The sequence below is a fragment of the Ktedonobacter sp. SOSP1-85 genome, assembly GCF_016587415.1.
Lineage (GTDB): Bacteria > Chloroflexota > Ktedonobacteria > Ktedonobacterales > Ktedonobacteraceae > Ktedonobacter.
Genome location: NZ_BNJI01000001.1, coordinates 2,708,845 through 2,724,985 on the forward strand (window position 1 = coordinate 2,708,845; position 16,141 = coordinate 2,724,985).

General features: G+C 55.0%; 12 protein-coding genes. 5 read left to right on the plus strand and 7 right to left on the minus strand.

The window, feature by feature from the left end; all coding sequences use genetic code 11:
- Nucleotides 1-195 precede the first annotated feature (195 nt).
- The 3 genes from KTE_RS11290 to alaS form a co-directional block, all read right to left on the minus strand.
- A complete protein-coding gene (locus tag KTE_RS11290; protein WP_201381056.1) occupies nucleotides 196-2,874 on the minus strand; it encodes a baseplate J/gp47 family protein in 2,679 nt (892 codons plus the stop codon).
- Between the two features lie 314 nt (nucleotides 2,875-3,188).
- Nucleotides 3,189-4,532, minus strand: coding sequence for a cell division FtsA domain-containing protein (locus KTE_RS11295; protein WP_201381057.1), 1,344 nt, complete (start codon nucleotides 4,530-4,532; stop codon nucleotides 3,189-3,191).
- Nucleotides 4,533-4,809: 277 nt separating this feature from the next.
- Entirely contained in the window at nucleotides 4,810-7,452 is a 2,643-nt protein-coding gene (gene alaS, locus KTE_RS11300) for an alanine--tRNA ligase (protein WP_201381058.1), read from the minus strand.
- A 345-nt stretch (nucleotides 7,453-7,797) separates the two neighbouring features.
- Here alaS and KTE_RS11305 point away from each other — a divergent pair, with 345 nt between their 5' ends.
- From KTE_RS11305 to KTE_RS11315, 3 genes are all read left to right on the plus strand, one after another.
- Nucleotides 7,798-8,397, plus strand: a complete 600-nt coding sequence (locus KTE_RS11305; protein ID WP_201381059.1) for an AAA family ATPase — start codon at nucleotides 7,798-7,800, stop codon at nucleotides 8,395-8,397.
- 112 nt (nucleotides 8,398-8,509) lie between these two features.
- Nucleotides 8,510-8,989 carry a YggT family protein gene (locus tag KTE_RS11310; protein WP_201381060.1) on the plus strand — a complete coding sequence of 160 codons (480 nt, stop codon included), beginning with the start codon at nucleotides 8,510-8,512 and terminating at the stop codon, nucleotides 8,987-8,989.
- Between the two features lie 121 nt (nucleotides 8,990-9,110).
- A complete protein-coding gene (locus tag KTE_RS11315; RefSeq protein ID WP_201381062.1) occupies nucleotides 9,111-10,082 on the plus strand; it encodes an HAD family hydrolase in 972 nt (323 codons plus the stop codon).
- A gap of 20 nt (nucleotides 10,083-10,102) precedes the next feature.
- Here the strand turns inward: KTE_RS11315 and KTE_RS11320 are convergent, their stop codons facing one another.
- Nucleotides 10,103-10,978 (minus strand): metallophosphoesterase, encoded by an 876-nt coding sequence (locus tag KTE_RS11320; protein ID WP_201381064.1) that lies wholly within the window; start codon nucleotides 10,976-10,978, stop codon nucleotides 10,103-10,105.
- A gap of 287 nt (nucleotides 10,979-11,265) precedes the next feature.
- Between KTE_RS11320 and KTE_RS11325 the strand changes: the two genes are divergently transcribed.
- Nucleotides 11,266-12,015: an SDR family NAD(P)-dependent oxidoreductase gene (locus tag KTE_RS11325; RefSeq protein ID WP_201381066.1), complete on the plus strand. Its 750-nt coding sequence runs from the start codon at nucleotides 11,266-11,268 to the stop codon at nucleotides 12,013-12,015.
- 61 nt (nucleotides 12,016-12,076) lie between these two features.
- On the opposite strand, the gene KTE_RS11330 is transcribed toward KTE_RS11325, so the two are convergent.
- Entirely contained in the window at nucleotides 12,077-12,571 is a 495-nt protein-coding gene (locus KTE_RS11330) for a helix-turn-helix domain-containing protein (RefSeq protein ID WP_007908217.1), read from the minus strand.
- 332 nt (nucleotides 12,572-12,903) lie between these two features.
- Between KTE_RS11330 and KTE_RS11335 the strand changes: the two genes are divergently transcribed.
- Nucleotides 12,904-14,106 (plus strand): sensor histidine kinase KdpD, encoded by a 1,203-nt coding sequence (locus tag KTE_RS11335; protein WP_201381068.1) that lies wholly within the window; start codon nucleotides 12,904-12,906, stop codon nucleotides 14,104-14,106.
- 92 nt (nucleotides 14,107-14,198) lie between these two features.
- Here KTE_RS11335 and rsmD read toward each other — a convergent pair whose 3' ends face one another.
- Together rsmD and KTE_RS11345 are read right to left on the minus strand one after the other, a co-directional pair.
- Entirely contained in the window at nucleotides 14,199-14,783 is a 585-nt protein-coding gene (gene rsmD, locus KTE_RS11340; RefSeq protein WP_201381071.1) for a 16S rRNA (guanine(966)-N(2))-methyltransferase RsmD, read from the minus strand.
- Nucleotides 14,764-16,086 carry a hypothetical protein gene (locus KTE_RS11345; protein ID WP_201381074.1) on the minus strand — a complete coding sequence of 441 codons (1,323 nt, stop codon included), beginning with the start codon at nucleotides 16,084-16,086 and terminating at the stop codon, nucleotides 14,764-14,766. Before KTE_RS11345 ends, rsmD begins: the two co-directional genes overlap by 20 nt.
- Between the last annotated feature and the right edge of the window lie 55 nt (nucleotides 16,087-16,141).

Sequence of the window (16,141 nt, forward strand, 5' to 3'; positions counted from 1 at the left end):
CATTCTAGCGAACCTGGCTTCGCTTTGTCTACTTTCACCCAAGATTTACCACCAGGGAACTCGCAAAAGTCATCTCTTCACTTCCACCTCAGCTCGCTGCGCGAGCCTTTGAGGTAAGGAGGTCATACGAAAAATGCCGGGCTAGCTTTGACTGGCCCGGCAGAGATGGTGCAGCTATTAGCCTTGAACATGTGATCAGGAGTTTGCTGGCACCAGGTGGACATGAATATTTGGCTGCCAGAACGTCACCCAGAAGACAAACGATGGTGTGGAGGAGATCTGGACCTCTTTTACATTGTAGGATTGATAGCTATGCAGCACCTCGGCACGCGCGTTGGTCGCCGATTTCCCCAGCACCAGGTGCTGTACATTCTCAGGTTTGATTGAGGGCGTGGTGTTTACCTGGGCGGTAAAGTTGAGCGTCAGGTGCTCTCCTGTGCCACTTGTCGAGAGCTTTTGAATTTGAATGGAGGGGGCCGCATCGGCAGTCACGATGTAGTCCTTAAAGTTCTGCTCCTGCTGCAAGGCCACATTCAGTGGATTGACACTTGCCTTCTGGATATCGCTACCAGAGATAAGCAGTGCCGTCAAGGTCACATGCAGATTCGCGGTAAAAGAGTTATTATCTACCACCTGGTCAACTTTGGGGGCTTCGGTTAAGGTGCTCTGGAGATCAGGCTTCCCCACGACATCCTGTGGCGACTTCTTCTGCTGCGTCAACCAGTTCTGGATATCCGCGCTCAAGGCATCCTGTAGCTTCTGCTTCAGAGCATCCAAGTCTCCCTGAGTGACCACGGTAGCCTTGCCAGCCCCGCCACCCGTCATGCGGTCCGCGTTGGTAAAAGTTAGCTTTACCTGGTCAGGCGAGGAGAGATAACTCGCCCGGGCGATCTCGCTCTTGCTATTATCGGGGAGTATGGTAATGGTCTTAGCGCCCACATTCCCGCTCGTCCCAGGCTTCTGCGCCTGCACAGGTACATCCACAGGGTTCGCGCCACCACCTTGAGGCGTAACCACAGCCTCCGCGGTTGTCACAAACTGAATGCCATCACTCTGCGTCTCTAATACCGTCCCGGAGGGAATGGTAATATTAGCGCTCCCATTATTGGTAAATGTGATGCTGCCGGTGGCCACCTGATTATCAATAAGCTTCTGGCCGGTTGCCGTGCCAATACCATTCTGTGTGAAGTCCCGTGAGAGTCGCTGTGCCGGAACACTTGCGCTCGTGGCTTGCGCGAGGCGTGGGCCAACCACACCCGGACCATTGGGAACCGCGGCCAGTGTGAGCGCATGGCTATAACTACGTCCCGCAAAGGTAATCGTCACATCTGTGCTCGGCACAAAAAAGGCCAGCAAACCAACCACTAGAAACGCCAGTAAGATACCGGCTGCTACCAGGAAGCCTCCCCTGGCTCCGCGCCTACGCTCCTGATAAGAGCGGCGGCTGACACGGCTATGAGGTGCCTGCCTGGATGGTCGCTGTGACGCCTGGCTGCTACGCGAAGCTGGTTTTACCTGATTGGGATGCTCCTGTATCCCGCTCGCGGGCCGTACCGCGCGCGAATGCACTGGGGTCAACTCGCGGCTTAAACGCTGAGCGGGCGCCTGGGCGGCGGGACGTGGTGGCATAATTTGTGTTGGCTGTTCCTCCACATCCGGCACCTCATACTCATCCTGGTCCTCCTCCAGAGGGGTTCGGCCGGGCATAGGGCGCTTTGAGTTTTTCTGCAATGGCAGCGAACGTCGATCACGCCGCGCCGCGGGCAGCGAAGGAGGCGTAAGCTCATCAATCTCGTCATCCGACTCCATCTCCTGCTGGCGGGCAGGCGGAAAGGCGTCATCACTGCCCATGTCACCCAGGTCTTCAATCTCGCCATCCACGATAATACCGGGCTGGGTCGATGGCCCACCATGTACAGGAGTCTCGGGAATGGGATGCATTCCACTCTCAAGCTGATCTATCGTTACCGCGCCTCGTTGCTCGGCACGTGGTGGCGGCGGTAACTCATCATCAAAATACGCGAAGGGATCGGAGAGAATGGCATCCGCGACCGTTGGCGAGAGAGGGGGTGTTGTATAGCTCGGCTTCGCCTCATCGGGGGTGCGCGGCGAGGCGGCTAGCCTGGCGTTGCTCTCGGACTCCTTTGCCTGTGCACGTGGTTGCTCTTGCATGGCGGATCGCCGAATACTCTGAGCCTGGTTATAGTCTTCGAGTAGCAGATCGGCCTCGTCATCATCCAGTTCCTGGGGAGGCAGCGAGTGAATTGAAGGGCGGCTCTGCCCCTCATAGGCATAGGGTGCCTCGAACTTACGCGCAGGCGACTCCTCAACTGGACGCTTCTGTTCTTCAAAGCTTCCATCAAATTGGGAGTGCTTGCTGGGTAGCTCTTTCTGGCCTGGCTCAAAGGTTTCGGAGACTGGCTGAATATAAGGAGAGGGAGAGAGTGGCAGAGGAGAGGGGGGAGCAGACCTCCAGCGTTCGGACGAACGTTCTAACTGACGAGACCGGCGAGGCCCCAGGCTACGTCCCTCAGGGGACTTACGAGAAGTGCCTCGTCCTCGACCGCCCGGGGCCGAGCGCCCCGGGCGACTATTCTGGCGAGGATCGCTGGGCTGGGCCTCGAGTGATTGGGCCACCTTAAACTTCACCGCCTGGGCCACCGAACGCACCTGGGGATCAGAGCTTACAATGACCACGTCCTTCCCCATCTCCCGTGCTCGTGCATGCAGTAACTTCCAGGCCACATGACTACGCAACTGCGTCTGCGCCGGTATTACCATGGTCACATGCCGCGATTCAACACGCTGTAGGCGCTCACGTACACTGGTTAAATCGTCTTCAGGACCAATATAAATTGTTTGCTCATCACTCATAAGCCCAGATTCTCCCCATCAATAACGGATCCACACGAATTTCGGGCTGTGCAGCTTAATTATAGCGTAGTATCACATCCCTGTGTCTCTCATATAATAACGTATGATAGTGCTAGTTCCGCTCTCCCGACACATTTTCTGCCTATTTTCAAGTATCTTCTGATCCGAAAACCCTGAGCGCGAAGCGCTAGACACACAAGTGGCGTTGGGTTTCGGAATAAGATTATTCTGATCCGAAAACCCTGAGCGCGAAGCGCTAGACACACAAGTGGCGTTGGGTTTCGGAATAAGATCTATATGCTAGAGAATATGTATCACATGCGCATCGTGTCTAGAACATGATACAGGGTTTGTTCGAGCATTGAATCATCGTTCTCTAATTCAACGGCCTGGTATGCCAGAGCCATAGGCGTAATATCCTGGGCGCTACGCAACATACTCTCGGGATCAGTAATATGTCCCACCATCTCTGGTTGCACAGTGCGAATGATTGGATGCCGCGAGAAGGGCAGGCGCTCTATCCAGGGAAAGGCTTCAAGCTTCTGAAACAGATCTAAAAGCCCCGAGCCACCACCGACGACATAAATGGCTGGTGGCAATAACTCCTCCTTGGCAAGCTCTTCGAGCAAGAGTTCGACGCTATCCATCCAGGTCTGACAATCGGGTTCGAGAATAGCCCGCATCTCCTCATAGGCCTCGCCTGTAATCTCTCCCCGGCTATAACTCAATTTCAGGCGCTCGGCCTCGCGAATCGAGATGCTTTTACTTGTGGCAATGCGACGCGTAAACGAGCGCCCCCCCAGGGCAAACATACGCGTCTCCTCGATGCCTCCCTGCCGTACCAGGGCGATATCGGTCGTACCACCGCCAATATCAATAAAGATGGCGCCGCTATCCGCTCCAGCATTAGTGCTCAAACAACGTGCCAGGGCATAGGGTTCAGCCACAATCGCCAGCAGGGTAAGATCCAGCCCCTGGGCCACCGCCTCCAGCGCGCCCAATTGCATTAGTGGCGCAAAGGCGCTAAAGAGCGTCAGCGAGAAGTAGCGACCGGGAAAGCCAATAGGATTGGACACGGCCTGCCCATCAATACGCACCGAGACAACGGCGGTATTGGTTAGACGAACCTCGATATTATGGTAACCCGTTTCCGCGGCAATACGCTCCTTGGCGCTCTTCAATAATTTATTCTGCGCACTAGCCATTAGCGCTTCCAGCTCATCCGCTGTGATCGGACGCGCCGGTTGCTGCCGATTTTTACTGACCGTTGTCGAGCTACCCTTGACCAGTTCGCCTGCGATACCAATGATCGCGGAAGGCGCGATAACCCCCCCTGCTGCTTGCTCTGCCTTGAGCAGAGCCTTGTTACAGTTGGCGATAACACCGGGAATATCGGTCACAATACCATCCGACATATGTGTATAGCTTTGAGGATGGTGTCCCACGCCTAGAACCTCAGCGCTATCCCCATGGACCTCGATAATCATAGCCTTGGCATAGGCGGTACCAATATCTAGCGCTGTAAAGAGCTGACGCTCAGAGCTCGAACCCACAGGCTCGAGTTCAACCTCATACTCTTCTTCATCTAGTTCGGGATAATACCCATTCTCTTCGTGTCCTCTGCCAAACAAATTGCGCAGACGTTGAAAGAGATTCATATGCGTGTCTTCCCTGATTTCATTCTTTCTTTGTTTCACAGGTGATGGGGTCCACCTACATTCGCCAGAAACAGCGCGCTGACTACCGCTCTCATCGCTATATACGCTCAGAGTGTCATGCACCGCCGCCTCAAAAACGAAAGTGCATGACGTGTACGTTATAACACAAAGAACGTACTTCTGGCAAAGTTACTACCTCTCGAAAACCTGAGCGCGCAGCGCTAGCTACGACAGTGGCGCCGCGCCCCCGAATGGGAATTGGTTTTCGTATAAGGAGCTACTGTAGATTCTCTCGCACGAACTGCGTTACCAACTCTAAAGCGGCGCCCAACTCAGCCTTGTTCTTGCCACCACCCTGCGCGACGTCTGGGCGACCACCGCCCTTGCCGCCGAGCTTCTGGCCGACGGCAGCGGCGATTTTCCCAGCGTGCAGGCCACGCTTCGTCAAGGATGGCTCGACATTTACCTGAAGAGCGATGCGCTCCTCCAGGGGGGCGGCAAGAACCACCACGTGTGGCTGCTTTAATTTTGAACGCATCATCTCGCCCATTTCGCGCAAGACTTTGTCGTCAGGCACATCCACGCTGGTCGCGATGATGGTTACACCGGACAGCTCCTGCCCCTGTGAGACCAGGGTTTCCACCTGGCGTACCGCGTTCTCGCGCTGGAACTGTGCTACCTGCTTACGCAACGTGCTCAGCTCAGACTGCATCTGCTCCACGCGCGCTTCAAGCGTGTCGGTCTGTACCTGCAAGCGGGCGGCGAGCGAGTCAATCAGGGCGCTGCGACGGCGCAGATAGGCTTCGGCAGCCCGCCCGGTTAAGGCTTCAATACGGCGGATGCCAGCGGCAACGCTCGTCTCCTGCACGGTCAGGTAGAGGCCAATCTGGCCTGTTGAGGCGCAATGCGTACCACCACACAGTTCGGTACTACTGCCCATAGAGACGACACGCACGAGGTCATCGTACTTCTCGCCGAAGAGCGCCATCGCGCCTGTGGCAAGTGCCTCTTGTATAGGCATGATAGTAGTATCAACGGGATAATCGGCACGAATCCAACGATTCACCTGCGCATCGATCTGGGCAAGCTCATCTGTAGTCAATCCACGCTGGCTGCTGAAGTCGAAGCGCAAGCGCTCAGGTTCCACCAGCGATCCCCGCTGCTCCACCTGTGTCCCAAGTAAATCACGTAACGCCTTATGTAAAAGATGCGTGGCGCTGTGATTACGCATGGTATCTTCACGGCGCTGGCTAATCACCTCGGCCTGAACGCTATCACCGACGCGCAGGTAGCCCTCGGCGATTTCTCCATAATGCACATAGAGTCCTTTTACCGGGCGGCGTGTATCGTGTACTTTAAACACGCCCGCCTGGGCCAGAAGGTCTCCACGATCACCAATTTGACCACCGCTCTCGGCATAGAAGGGGGTCGCATCCAGGATCGCCAGGGCTTGCTGAGGCGCGCTAATGCTCTCGACCTCTTTGCCATCCACAAACAAGGCTACCACCTTACCCGTGCCGGTGATGCCCTGGTAGCCAGTGAACTTCGTCGGACCAACGCGCTGGAGCACCTCGTCGAGGTTGGTCTCGTGGTCGGCCTGCGCGAAGTTGCTAGCTGCGCGGCTGCGCTCCTGCTGCTGCTGCATGGCCTGCTCAAAGCCTGCTGCATCAATGGTAAAACCCTGCTCAGAGGCGATCTCCTGCGTCAGCTCGACCGGGAAACCGTGGCTATCATAGAGCTTGAAGACTTCGTTGCCTGGAATGACCGAGATCTCTTTTTGGCGCAGGTCGCTCAAGAGGCTCGTCAGCAACTGCAAGCCCGTGTTGAGGGTCTGGCTAAACTTTTTCTCCTCCAGGCTCAACACGTCGACAATGCGGTCGCGCTGCGTACGCAGTTCGGTGTAGTAGTCACCCATGAGCCTAATAACGGTGTCCGCGGCAATGGAGAGGAAGGGCTGATCCAATCCTAGCAGCTTGCCATGGCGCACCGCGCGGCGCAAGACGCGGCGGAAGATATAGCCACGCCCCTCGTTGCTGGGCAGCACGCCATCGGCAGCCAGGAAGACCAGGGCACGCGCATGATCGGCGATGACGCGCAATGAGGTATCGACGCGCGTCTCCTGCCCATAGATCTTGCCTGTAAGCTGGGCAAAGTGATCGATAATGGCGCGGAAGATGTCGGTATCAAAGACCGACTCTTTCCCCTGCACAACCATTGAGAGGCGCTCCAGACCCATTCCAGTATCGATATTAGTCTTGGGCAGCGGCGTGCGGACCCCATCGCGATCCTGGAAAAACTGCATAAAGACCAGGTTCCAGATCTCAAGGAAACGCTCGCAATCACAGCCCGGTTTACAATCGGCACGTCCACAGCCATGCTCAACGCCACGGTCGTAGTAGATCTCAGAGTCTGGGCCACACGGACCCGACGCTCCTGGAGGACCCCACCAGTTATCCTCCAGGCGTACAATAGCCTCATCAGGATAACCTGCGATCTCACTCCAGTAGCGTGGTGCCTCGTCATCCTCTGGATGGACCGTTGGATGCAGGCGCTGGGCGGGCAACTTGATTACCTGAGTCAGGAACTCCCAGGCGAAAGTGATGGCCTCGCGCTTGAAGTAATCGCCAACCGAGAAGTTACCCAACATCTCGAAGAAGGTCAACGTGCGCTCGTTGCCCACGATATCGATATCAGTTGTGCGGAAACACTTCTGAGACGAGGTCAGGCGCGATCCTGGAGGCGTCTCGCGCCCCAGGAAGTAGGGGATCATCTGCTGCATGCCCGCGGTAGTCAGCATCACCGTCGGATCATTGCGTGGAACCAGGGATGAGCTGGGCACCTTGACGTGGCCTTTGCTCGCGAAGTAATCTAAAAAACGCGCACGAATTTCCGTGCTGGTAAGAGCGATCTCTACAGACACAACAACCTCCTCAGCGTATGGGAGCGTCTCTTGCGATAAAGACACGTAGAGCGTATGGTTTCAGGTGGCCTGGAATGCCCAGGCGGGGCGTCATTACCGTTACCATAATATTACAGTATAAGATGCGCCAACCTGTATTCGTTTCTGCACACAAAGAGACAGACGCAATAGATAAGAGCCGGTTTTATCATCAAAATGCTGTTAACAACAACATTTGTGTGAGTGTTTGTTAGTATACAATGAAACACAAAAGCTGCATATGACCTTACGTTCCACCTTTTCATCTGTTTCTTAAAAAGGCGTATATATGCATGCGCATTATATCAAAGGAGAAGAAGCATCGCAATGGACACAGCAAGCTCCCAGCAGCGACAACGGCCGCTCTACATTACGCTGCCACAGCGAACATTAATCGTGCTCTGTGGCCCGGCTGGTGCCGGAAAAAGCACCTTTGCGCGCAACCTCGTTCACGCTAACCAGCATGCGGGCTTCGCGCCAACCATGATTATTTCATCTGACTATTGCCGCAGCGTAATCTTCGATGACGAGGCCAGCCAGCAGGCCAATCGTGAAGCCTTCGATCTCTTTCATTTTATTATCGCCAAACGTATGCGACAAAACCGCACGACTATCGCCGATAGCACGGCCATTTCCTGGGACGCCCGGCGCAACCTGCTTGAACTGGCGCACCGCTACAACTATCATACCTGTCTCTTCGTCTTCAATATCACACCCGACATCTGCCTACGCCATGAACAACAACGGCAGCGACGCGTGGGAGCCGACGTGATCAACTATCACTTTGGCCAGTTACAACAGATACTACTCAACAGTCCCCAGGAAGGCTGGGACCAGATATACCAGCTTGACGAGGAGGATATCGATCACTCAGCAGCTAATATCCAGCTTCATGTTCTCCCTTTCACGCCCTCACCTGAGGTCTAAGTCTGTATTCTCTTGTTGCGCGTGCTATGTATAGGAAACCTATGGTACAATATAAGTGAGAGCATCCAGCATTATTATTTTCTGACTGCAGGCAGAAGTGTGAGCAAGAAGCATGTTTCGTCGTAACTATCGGGAAGCCTATGAGCGCATGCGCAACACCCCACATTTCAACCAGAATACATACAACGCCTCCACCACAGAGCCGTGGTGGCCTGATTCGACTGCTCCAGTGCCTCCACAGTATCTCTCCAACCTGCCGTGGCACCGGCGTGCCCTCTACAGCATAGGGCGCTTCTGTGCCGCCCTCATTCGCAAGCTCAACCAGTTGCTTGGCTTCCTGCTCTGGATGTTGACGCTGCTCCTGGCTGCGCGCTTCCTCTTCACCCTCTTTGGACTAACCCATAGCCTCTTCTCACAGTGGATCTTCGCCGCCAGCTCACCCTTTATGTTCCCCTTCGAACGCTTCATGCCTATCTCACACTACAGCGGCTACGCCATCGATGGCTCCATCCTGGTCGCCATCTTTATCTACTGGCTCGGTGTCTTCCTGGTGCGTCGCTTCCTCAAACTCCTGGTCACACGCCCTGCATAGCACACAAGAACGTTTAAGGGGTCCCACTCCTCAGACTTGTCGCCTTATAACTTGCTATAATGGGAGAGATAATTTACACAGATTCTCTGACCAAAGACCTGAGAGGAAGGGCCTTTACCGCATGAGCAAGCCGGGCATCTGGCAACGACCGGAACTACAATTCCCCCCTGACTTTGATAGCATCTTTTTCGATGTCGATGGCATCCTAATTCATACACTCGAATCGTTCCATGCCACAGATATCGCCACCGCCGAATACATAGTCGGCACGCTGCATGGACTGGACTGGGGTCAGCATAAAGGGAAAGCCCTGCTGACCTCCATGGATGTGGATATCTTCAAGCAGGCAGGTGGCTATAACAATGACTGGGATATGTGCTACCTGCTCGCTTCGCTCTACACGGCGAAGTTGCGCGAATGGCGAGGCACCGAGCTGGCCGAACGCAGCAATGCACAATGGGCCGCCCTCTCACGCGAGGCCAACCTGCGTGGACACGGAGGACGCACCTGGGTTGAGGAGACCATTCCCGCCAGCGCACGCGCCGACTATGCAATTATTGGCGACATTTATCACGAATACTATTGGGGCGGCGAGGGCATGCGTAGATATTACGGCCAGGAGATGCGCTACCTCCCCAGTGACTTCGCGGGACTCTACCACCGGGAGCATATGCTCTACCAGCCCGATTTCTTTCAACGCCTGCGCGCCGCTGGTATAAAGCATATGGGCATGATCACCGGGCGCGTTGGACCTGAGGTGGAAAGTGCGCTTGAGCGCATGGAGGCCTATAGCGGTGAGCGCTGGTGGGAGGTCGTTATTCCGGCGGATATCTGCCCCAAGCCTAATCCCCAGGCCCTGCGTATGGCCATTGAGCGCACGCGCGCACGCGCTGGCCTCTTTATCGGCGATACCGCCGACGACCATGACTTCGTGCGCAAGTACATGCAGGGCCGAGCACCCGGCGAACCCATAATCATTGGCGCGATGAGCGTCAATCCCGCCGAGGTCGACCTCTACAAACAGCGTGGCGCGGAGATCATCGTCCCCTCAGTCGAGGACCTGCTGGATATCCTCCCCGAAACCGTGAAATAAGATTATGTAGTTTGTGTATATTATTGCACACAGCAGGTAATCATAGTGATTTCTGGGCGGCAGTTCAGACGCACCTGGGGTGGCTTCATCCCCAGACCACGCGTGGTATATTGCCACATCTCGCCCACGCGGTAGAGGCCACAGGAGTACTTGCGGCCCAACGGCGGCAGCCTGAGCGCGCCCAACCATGGAAGGCGTACCTGCCCGCCATGCGAATGACCCGAGAGTTGGAGATCAAAACGTTGCGTTTTGGCAGCCACATCGGCGAAGTCTGGCTCATGCACAAGTAGGATAGCCGCGCCCTGTTCAGGTATCTTGCGTACGACAGCCTGAAACTTCTCCTGGTAGGAGACAGTGCGCGGCACAGAAGGCACCTTCCGTTGCTGAAAGAGATCCGCCAGCCCGACGATATGCAGCATCTGGCCCGCCTGCTCAAGCGAGAATACCATCTCGGTAGCGTCATGAATACCATACTCCGTGAAGAGGGCACGTAAATACGTGGGACCCTGTGTTCCCACCCGGTGATCATGATTGCCCAGGACCGCGAAGACGCCATCGCGCGCCTGGAGAAAACGCAGCGCTTTCAACGCCTCCAGAGCAGGCGGCTCGTATACCGAGAGAAAGTCGCCTGTAATGACCACGATATCGGGGTGCTGCTGGTTAACCGTCTGCACAATCTCTTGCAAGCGCGCATAATCCATCCAGGTAGTATCGGCATGGATATCGCTAATGTGAGCTATCCGGTAACCAGCAAAAGCGCTGTCCAGGCGTGGCAACGCCAGCGAGAACTCGTTTACCTCCAGCCAGGATGGCTCAATGCGACGCGCATAATAGTTCATGCCACCAATAGCTCCCAGAGCTCCAACCAGAACCGCACCCGCCGCTTTCCATTCCATGTTTTCTGTCTTCCTTTTCCTTGGCTGCCTGCTATGCTCTTCATACAGGCTCCTGGCCCACTTTGCATTCAGTGGATATTATAGCGCTGCCTGACGCTGAGAGAAAAGGCCCGACGCTGCTAAAGCACGCGTCTACATATCGCGCCTTGATATGTAGACGCGTGCTTTAGCAGCGTCGGGCCACCTCACGGCTTTCTATATACTAAGAAAAACAGGCGCTACTCGCTCCACGGACTCAACTTCAACCGCTGCACTTGTCTTGAATATCGATAAAGGAGCTTGCAGTAATGGCCAGAACCGCGATCATTACAGGCGGTACCAAAGGGCTAGGGAAGGCGATTGCATTGCAGATGGCACGTGAAGGACTTCACCTGGTACTTAGCTATCACTCAGATGACGTGGCGGCTCAGGAAACCTACCAGGAATGCCATGTGCTTACCCCACAGGTGCTGGTAATACGTTCCAATGTCGCCAATACCCACGATGTTGAGAATCTTTTTCATGTCGCCAGCAGCCAGCTTGGAAGCATCGATGTCCTGATCAATAACGCGGGACTGAATATCGATAAACCAGTGCTGGAGTTAAGCGAAGAGGACTGGGATCGTGTCGTAGATACTAACATGAAGGGGACCTTTCTCTGCTCCCAATGCGCCGCGCGCTACATGCTCCAGCAGGAAGCAGGTGGCTACATTATTAACCTGGGAGCCACAACAGGCATCACGGGACGAAAAAATGGCCTGAACTATTGCGCCTCCAAGGCTGGTATCCTGACGATGACCAAATGCCTGGCTCTGGAACTGGCGCCAAAGATTCACGTCAACTGCATCCTGCCTGGCTTCATCCAGACCCAGGAGGTTGAGGAGCGCTATGGGACGAGGGATCCTCAACGCCTCAAAGAGATTGAGCAGAGCATCCCCCTTAACCGCATCGGCCAACCTGAAGAGATAGCCCGGGCCGTTGATTTTCTGCTCTCACCTGGCGCCGACTTTATTCACGGGCAGAAGCTCATCGTAGATGGCGGAGGATTTATGTACTAAGAAAATAGTGTTGAGCCTGGCGGGCACAGCTCGCCAGGCTCAACACTATTTTCTTAGTACACTATAGTTCAGCCTGGCGCTGCTGAGCGTCATCAATCAGGCCCACCAGGTACTGGAGCTTCTTGATCGTATGCTCAACATTGCGCTTGTTGCGCTCGTAGCCATCGGGGGCCAGTTGCTTAAACCAGGTCTGAATATCCTCTTCGGAGATGTCAAACCACTTAGCATCAGCTTGCAAACGCAGATAGACACGCATCTGCGGGTCCTGCTTCTTACGCACCGGGGCCTGGGGCGCCTCGCCTGCGCTCTCGCGCTCATCGGCCTCGACTGCCGCCGCAAGCTCAGTCTCGGGATGCAACTCATTGTAGAGCGCCTGTATGTCTGCCGCGCGGAAGAAGGACTCGCGTCCCACGCCTCGCTTTGGCTTGATACGCCCATCCTTGATCCACTGTTCCAGGGTAATACGATCAATCCCCAGCATACGCGCCGCCTCGCCCGCATCGATAAAGGCAAAACGCCCACCGGGACCTCCCGGCCCTCCAGGTTTATTTAGCATAGCTCTTTATTCCTCCATAGTATCTGCAAATCATGAATTTTATGGCTTCTCTCCCCAATTATAGCGCACACCACGACCCAGAGAACCTGTCCAATCGGGCAGGCACCTTATAATAATATATACATTTGTAACACAAGAGAGAATAAAATAAGCTAAATTGTAAACCAAAAGTAATTTACCATGGAAAACTATATTTCCCGCGTGTTAATATATTTCTATACATACCTCTTCTCTATCTTGTTTACCCGTGTACAAGATATTTTTGCAGATTCTGTAAATTGCGCATGGCATGTGCTAGTTGTCAATATGTGGATTGCGGAGGATTAGTCATTATGTGGAGTTACCTGCTTACCTCCTGGCCGCGCCTCTTCTTACGTCTCCCCTTAGCGCTGAAATTATGTATTTGCGGAGTTTGCTTTATTGCTTGTACGACCATCTATTACTGGACCCTGCCCTTTACGCACACCGGGTATATTCTCGCGGTCCCAATGCTGCTCTCCTCCTGGACCTTCAACAGGTACGGAGCATTCTGCGTCTTTGTCTGCAACATTGGCGTCTTGATCCTCTATAACCTGTTCATCTACCACCTGGCACCACTGACGCCAACCTATCTCTACTCGCTGCTGGGAAGTGTCGTGGTCTTGCTTATTGAGGGTTACCTGATGTGTACGCTACGCAGTATGCTCGACACCACAGAAGAGGCACAGCGGCGCGCAGAGGAGGCACAAAAACAGGGGCACGACGCCTATGAGCGCCAGCGCCAACTCAACCAGCTCAAGAACCAGTTCATTATCAACGTCAATCACGAGTTGCGCACCCCCCTCTCAGCGGCATATGGCTATATAGAAATGCTCGCACACCTGCTGGAGCAGACCGGCCATCTGACACGCGACCTCCACGGGGTCTATCTCAGGAATGCACTCAACTACTGCGACGAGCTGCGACGCCTCGTCAACAACGTGCTGGATACCATGGCTATCGCGAATAATAGAGGTGACCTGGTGGTAGAGAATCTACAACTCTATCGTATTGTGTATGACATGGTCGCCCAATTTGAAATGCTTTACCAGTGTCATAACCAGGTGCATACCAGGATCTCGCGTCACCTCTTTGTCAGTGGGAATGCTCATTGCATACGTCATATTCTCTACAACCTGCTCTCCAACGCCTTCAAATACTCTCCCAACATGAGTCCCATCCTTATTGAAGCGGGCACTGATGGGGAACAGGTTCGCATCACCGTCAGCGATAGAGGGGCAGGCATCCCACCACAAGAGCAGGCCATGCTCTTCGAGCCATTTGCGCGCCTGCCACAAGACCTGGCGGGACCAACACGTGGCAGCGGCCTGGGCCTGTATATCAGCAAGCACCTGGTCGAAGCCATGCATGGAAAGATCTGGGTAGAGAGCCAGGGAATACCGGGCACAGGGAGCCAGTTCCACTTTACGCTTCCCGGCATTGTGAAGATGCAGCAACAGTTTGTACCTGCGCCTCAGACGCCCATACCGGCACCTGGTCCCGCGATGCTCAATTAGGTCTCGCGCCCCCAGTGCTCGCAATAATAAGAGAGAGTGCAGCATGGCCCTGCCAGCCGAGGGCTGGCAGGGCCATGCTGCACTCTCTCTTATTACTCTTCTTCAGCGCCGGGAACACGGTAAAACATCAAGAGGGTGCTGCCATAGCGTCGTTCGTCGACGAGGGTGAGACGCTGACAGGTGACTGCGGCAACTCCGGGACGCTCCTTGGGATGGATCTGCACAATCACCAGGCCATCATCAGGAACCAGGGGCGAATGGTCCAGCATCTCCAGTGCACGCGCCGCCATCTCCTGGTATTGAGGAGGCGCGACGTAGACAATGTCATAGGGTTTTGGCGCGGCTCCGGGTGCTGCACCAGCCTGGAGAAACTTAAAGGCGTCTCCCCGTACCGTCTCCGCCCGGTTGATCAGGCCCGTCAATTGCAGGTTCTCGCGCAGGATACGAAATACCTGGGGATTGAGTTCCAGAAAGGTCGCGTGGTCAGCCCCCCGGCTGAGGGCCTCAATACCAACATTGCCAACACCACCAAATAGATCCAGGAAGCGTGTCCCCTGGACCTCGCCAGACAGGATATCAAAGAGCGCTGTTTTGACGCGATCCAGGATGGGTCGAGTGTCAATCGTTTTAGGTGACTTGAGCCGTTTTCCTTTCGCCTCACCGGTTACCACGCGCATATTTTTCCTCCTCCAACAGGTGTAAGACGGCCTCGACCTCGGGTATAAAATTATCTTCCTTAGCCCACGAAATCAAAGCTTCGTTTTGATCTACCTTCAATTTTTTCTGTATGGTTATTCCCCACACGCCCGCGAGCAAGGCCTGCAACTGCTCTTTGCTAATCTGCGAACCCACCAGTATATTGAGGACCTTCAAGCGATCTGGACTCGCAGCCGTCGCGCCCTGCATTTCACGAAACGCGTGCAATTTATCAGAAGCCACGTCCAGGATTGCCTGAGAGAACATCGGCTCCTCGCCCTCCTCCAGGTCAACCAGGCCATCGAGATCTTCAGGCTCAACCTCCTCATCAAAGGCTCTCGCCTGGCGTGAGGCAGCCTGGCGCGTCCCATTCAGGGGAACCACATTCGTGGGCAAAGTAGTATGATTGTTACCATTTACCTGGGGAGCCGCGATAACTGGCCGCGTCGGCTGATCAGCAACGGCTTCCCGCTTGGCAGCTTCAATTTGCCTCTGGGGAACAGGCTGTGCCTCCGCCTGCCTGGGCTGCGACCTCTGCTCATTCTGTGCCTCCGCTGAAGAAGCCTGATGTGGTCGTTCATTGCCCGTTGTAGAGGCAGTGGTCTGCGTCGATTGATTGGCCGATTGCTGCTTATCATCGCCGCCACTGTCGGAATCCCGCAATTCACGCAACCGTGCAATTGCTGAGCGCCGATTAATATTGGAGAGGGAGCGCACATTCAACTGCTTCATAGCCTCATGTGGCTCAATCCCCCAGGTTTCTTTAATATAGTGGATAAAATCTGGCAGCGACATATCGCCACCGAGATCACCAGTCACCTTCGGGACCGAGGGAAGGCTGACACCGCTATGCTGGCGCGGCACTGGCACCTGTGCCTCTTCGACAGGAGCAGCACTCTCGCGCACCTTAGGTGTGGGCTGAGTCGGCTGCGTACTCGTCTGCGGAGCAGGCGCAGAGGCTGGTCTCTGTGGTGGAGTCGCAGGACGCCCACCAGCTGGCGCCCCCTGAGGAGCAGGCGTACTCACCCTGGGACTACCTGGAACATTCCCTGGAGCGCTACTCGGGATGGCACGAGATACACGTTTCTCAATGCGACTTATTAACTGATCCATACCTTGCTCGGCCTCGTTCAACAGCCGCTCGCGCTCCTGATCGCTCGCCCCCAGCGGCATAGGGATACCCATCTCAAGCGTATGCCTGCGCCCTCCGCTCTCAAATTCAGTCGCATAGCGCAACCAGATATGCCTGTTGTCTCCTTCCAGTTTCGCCTTCTGGCCATCCATAAGACACTTTCTCCTCTTTGCTGTTCTGCCCACTCTTATGCCGACAATGTGTTCA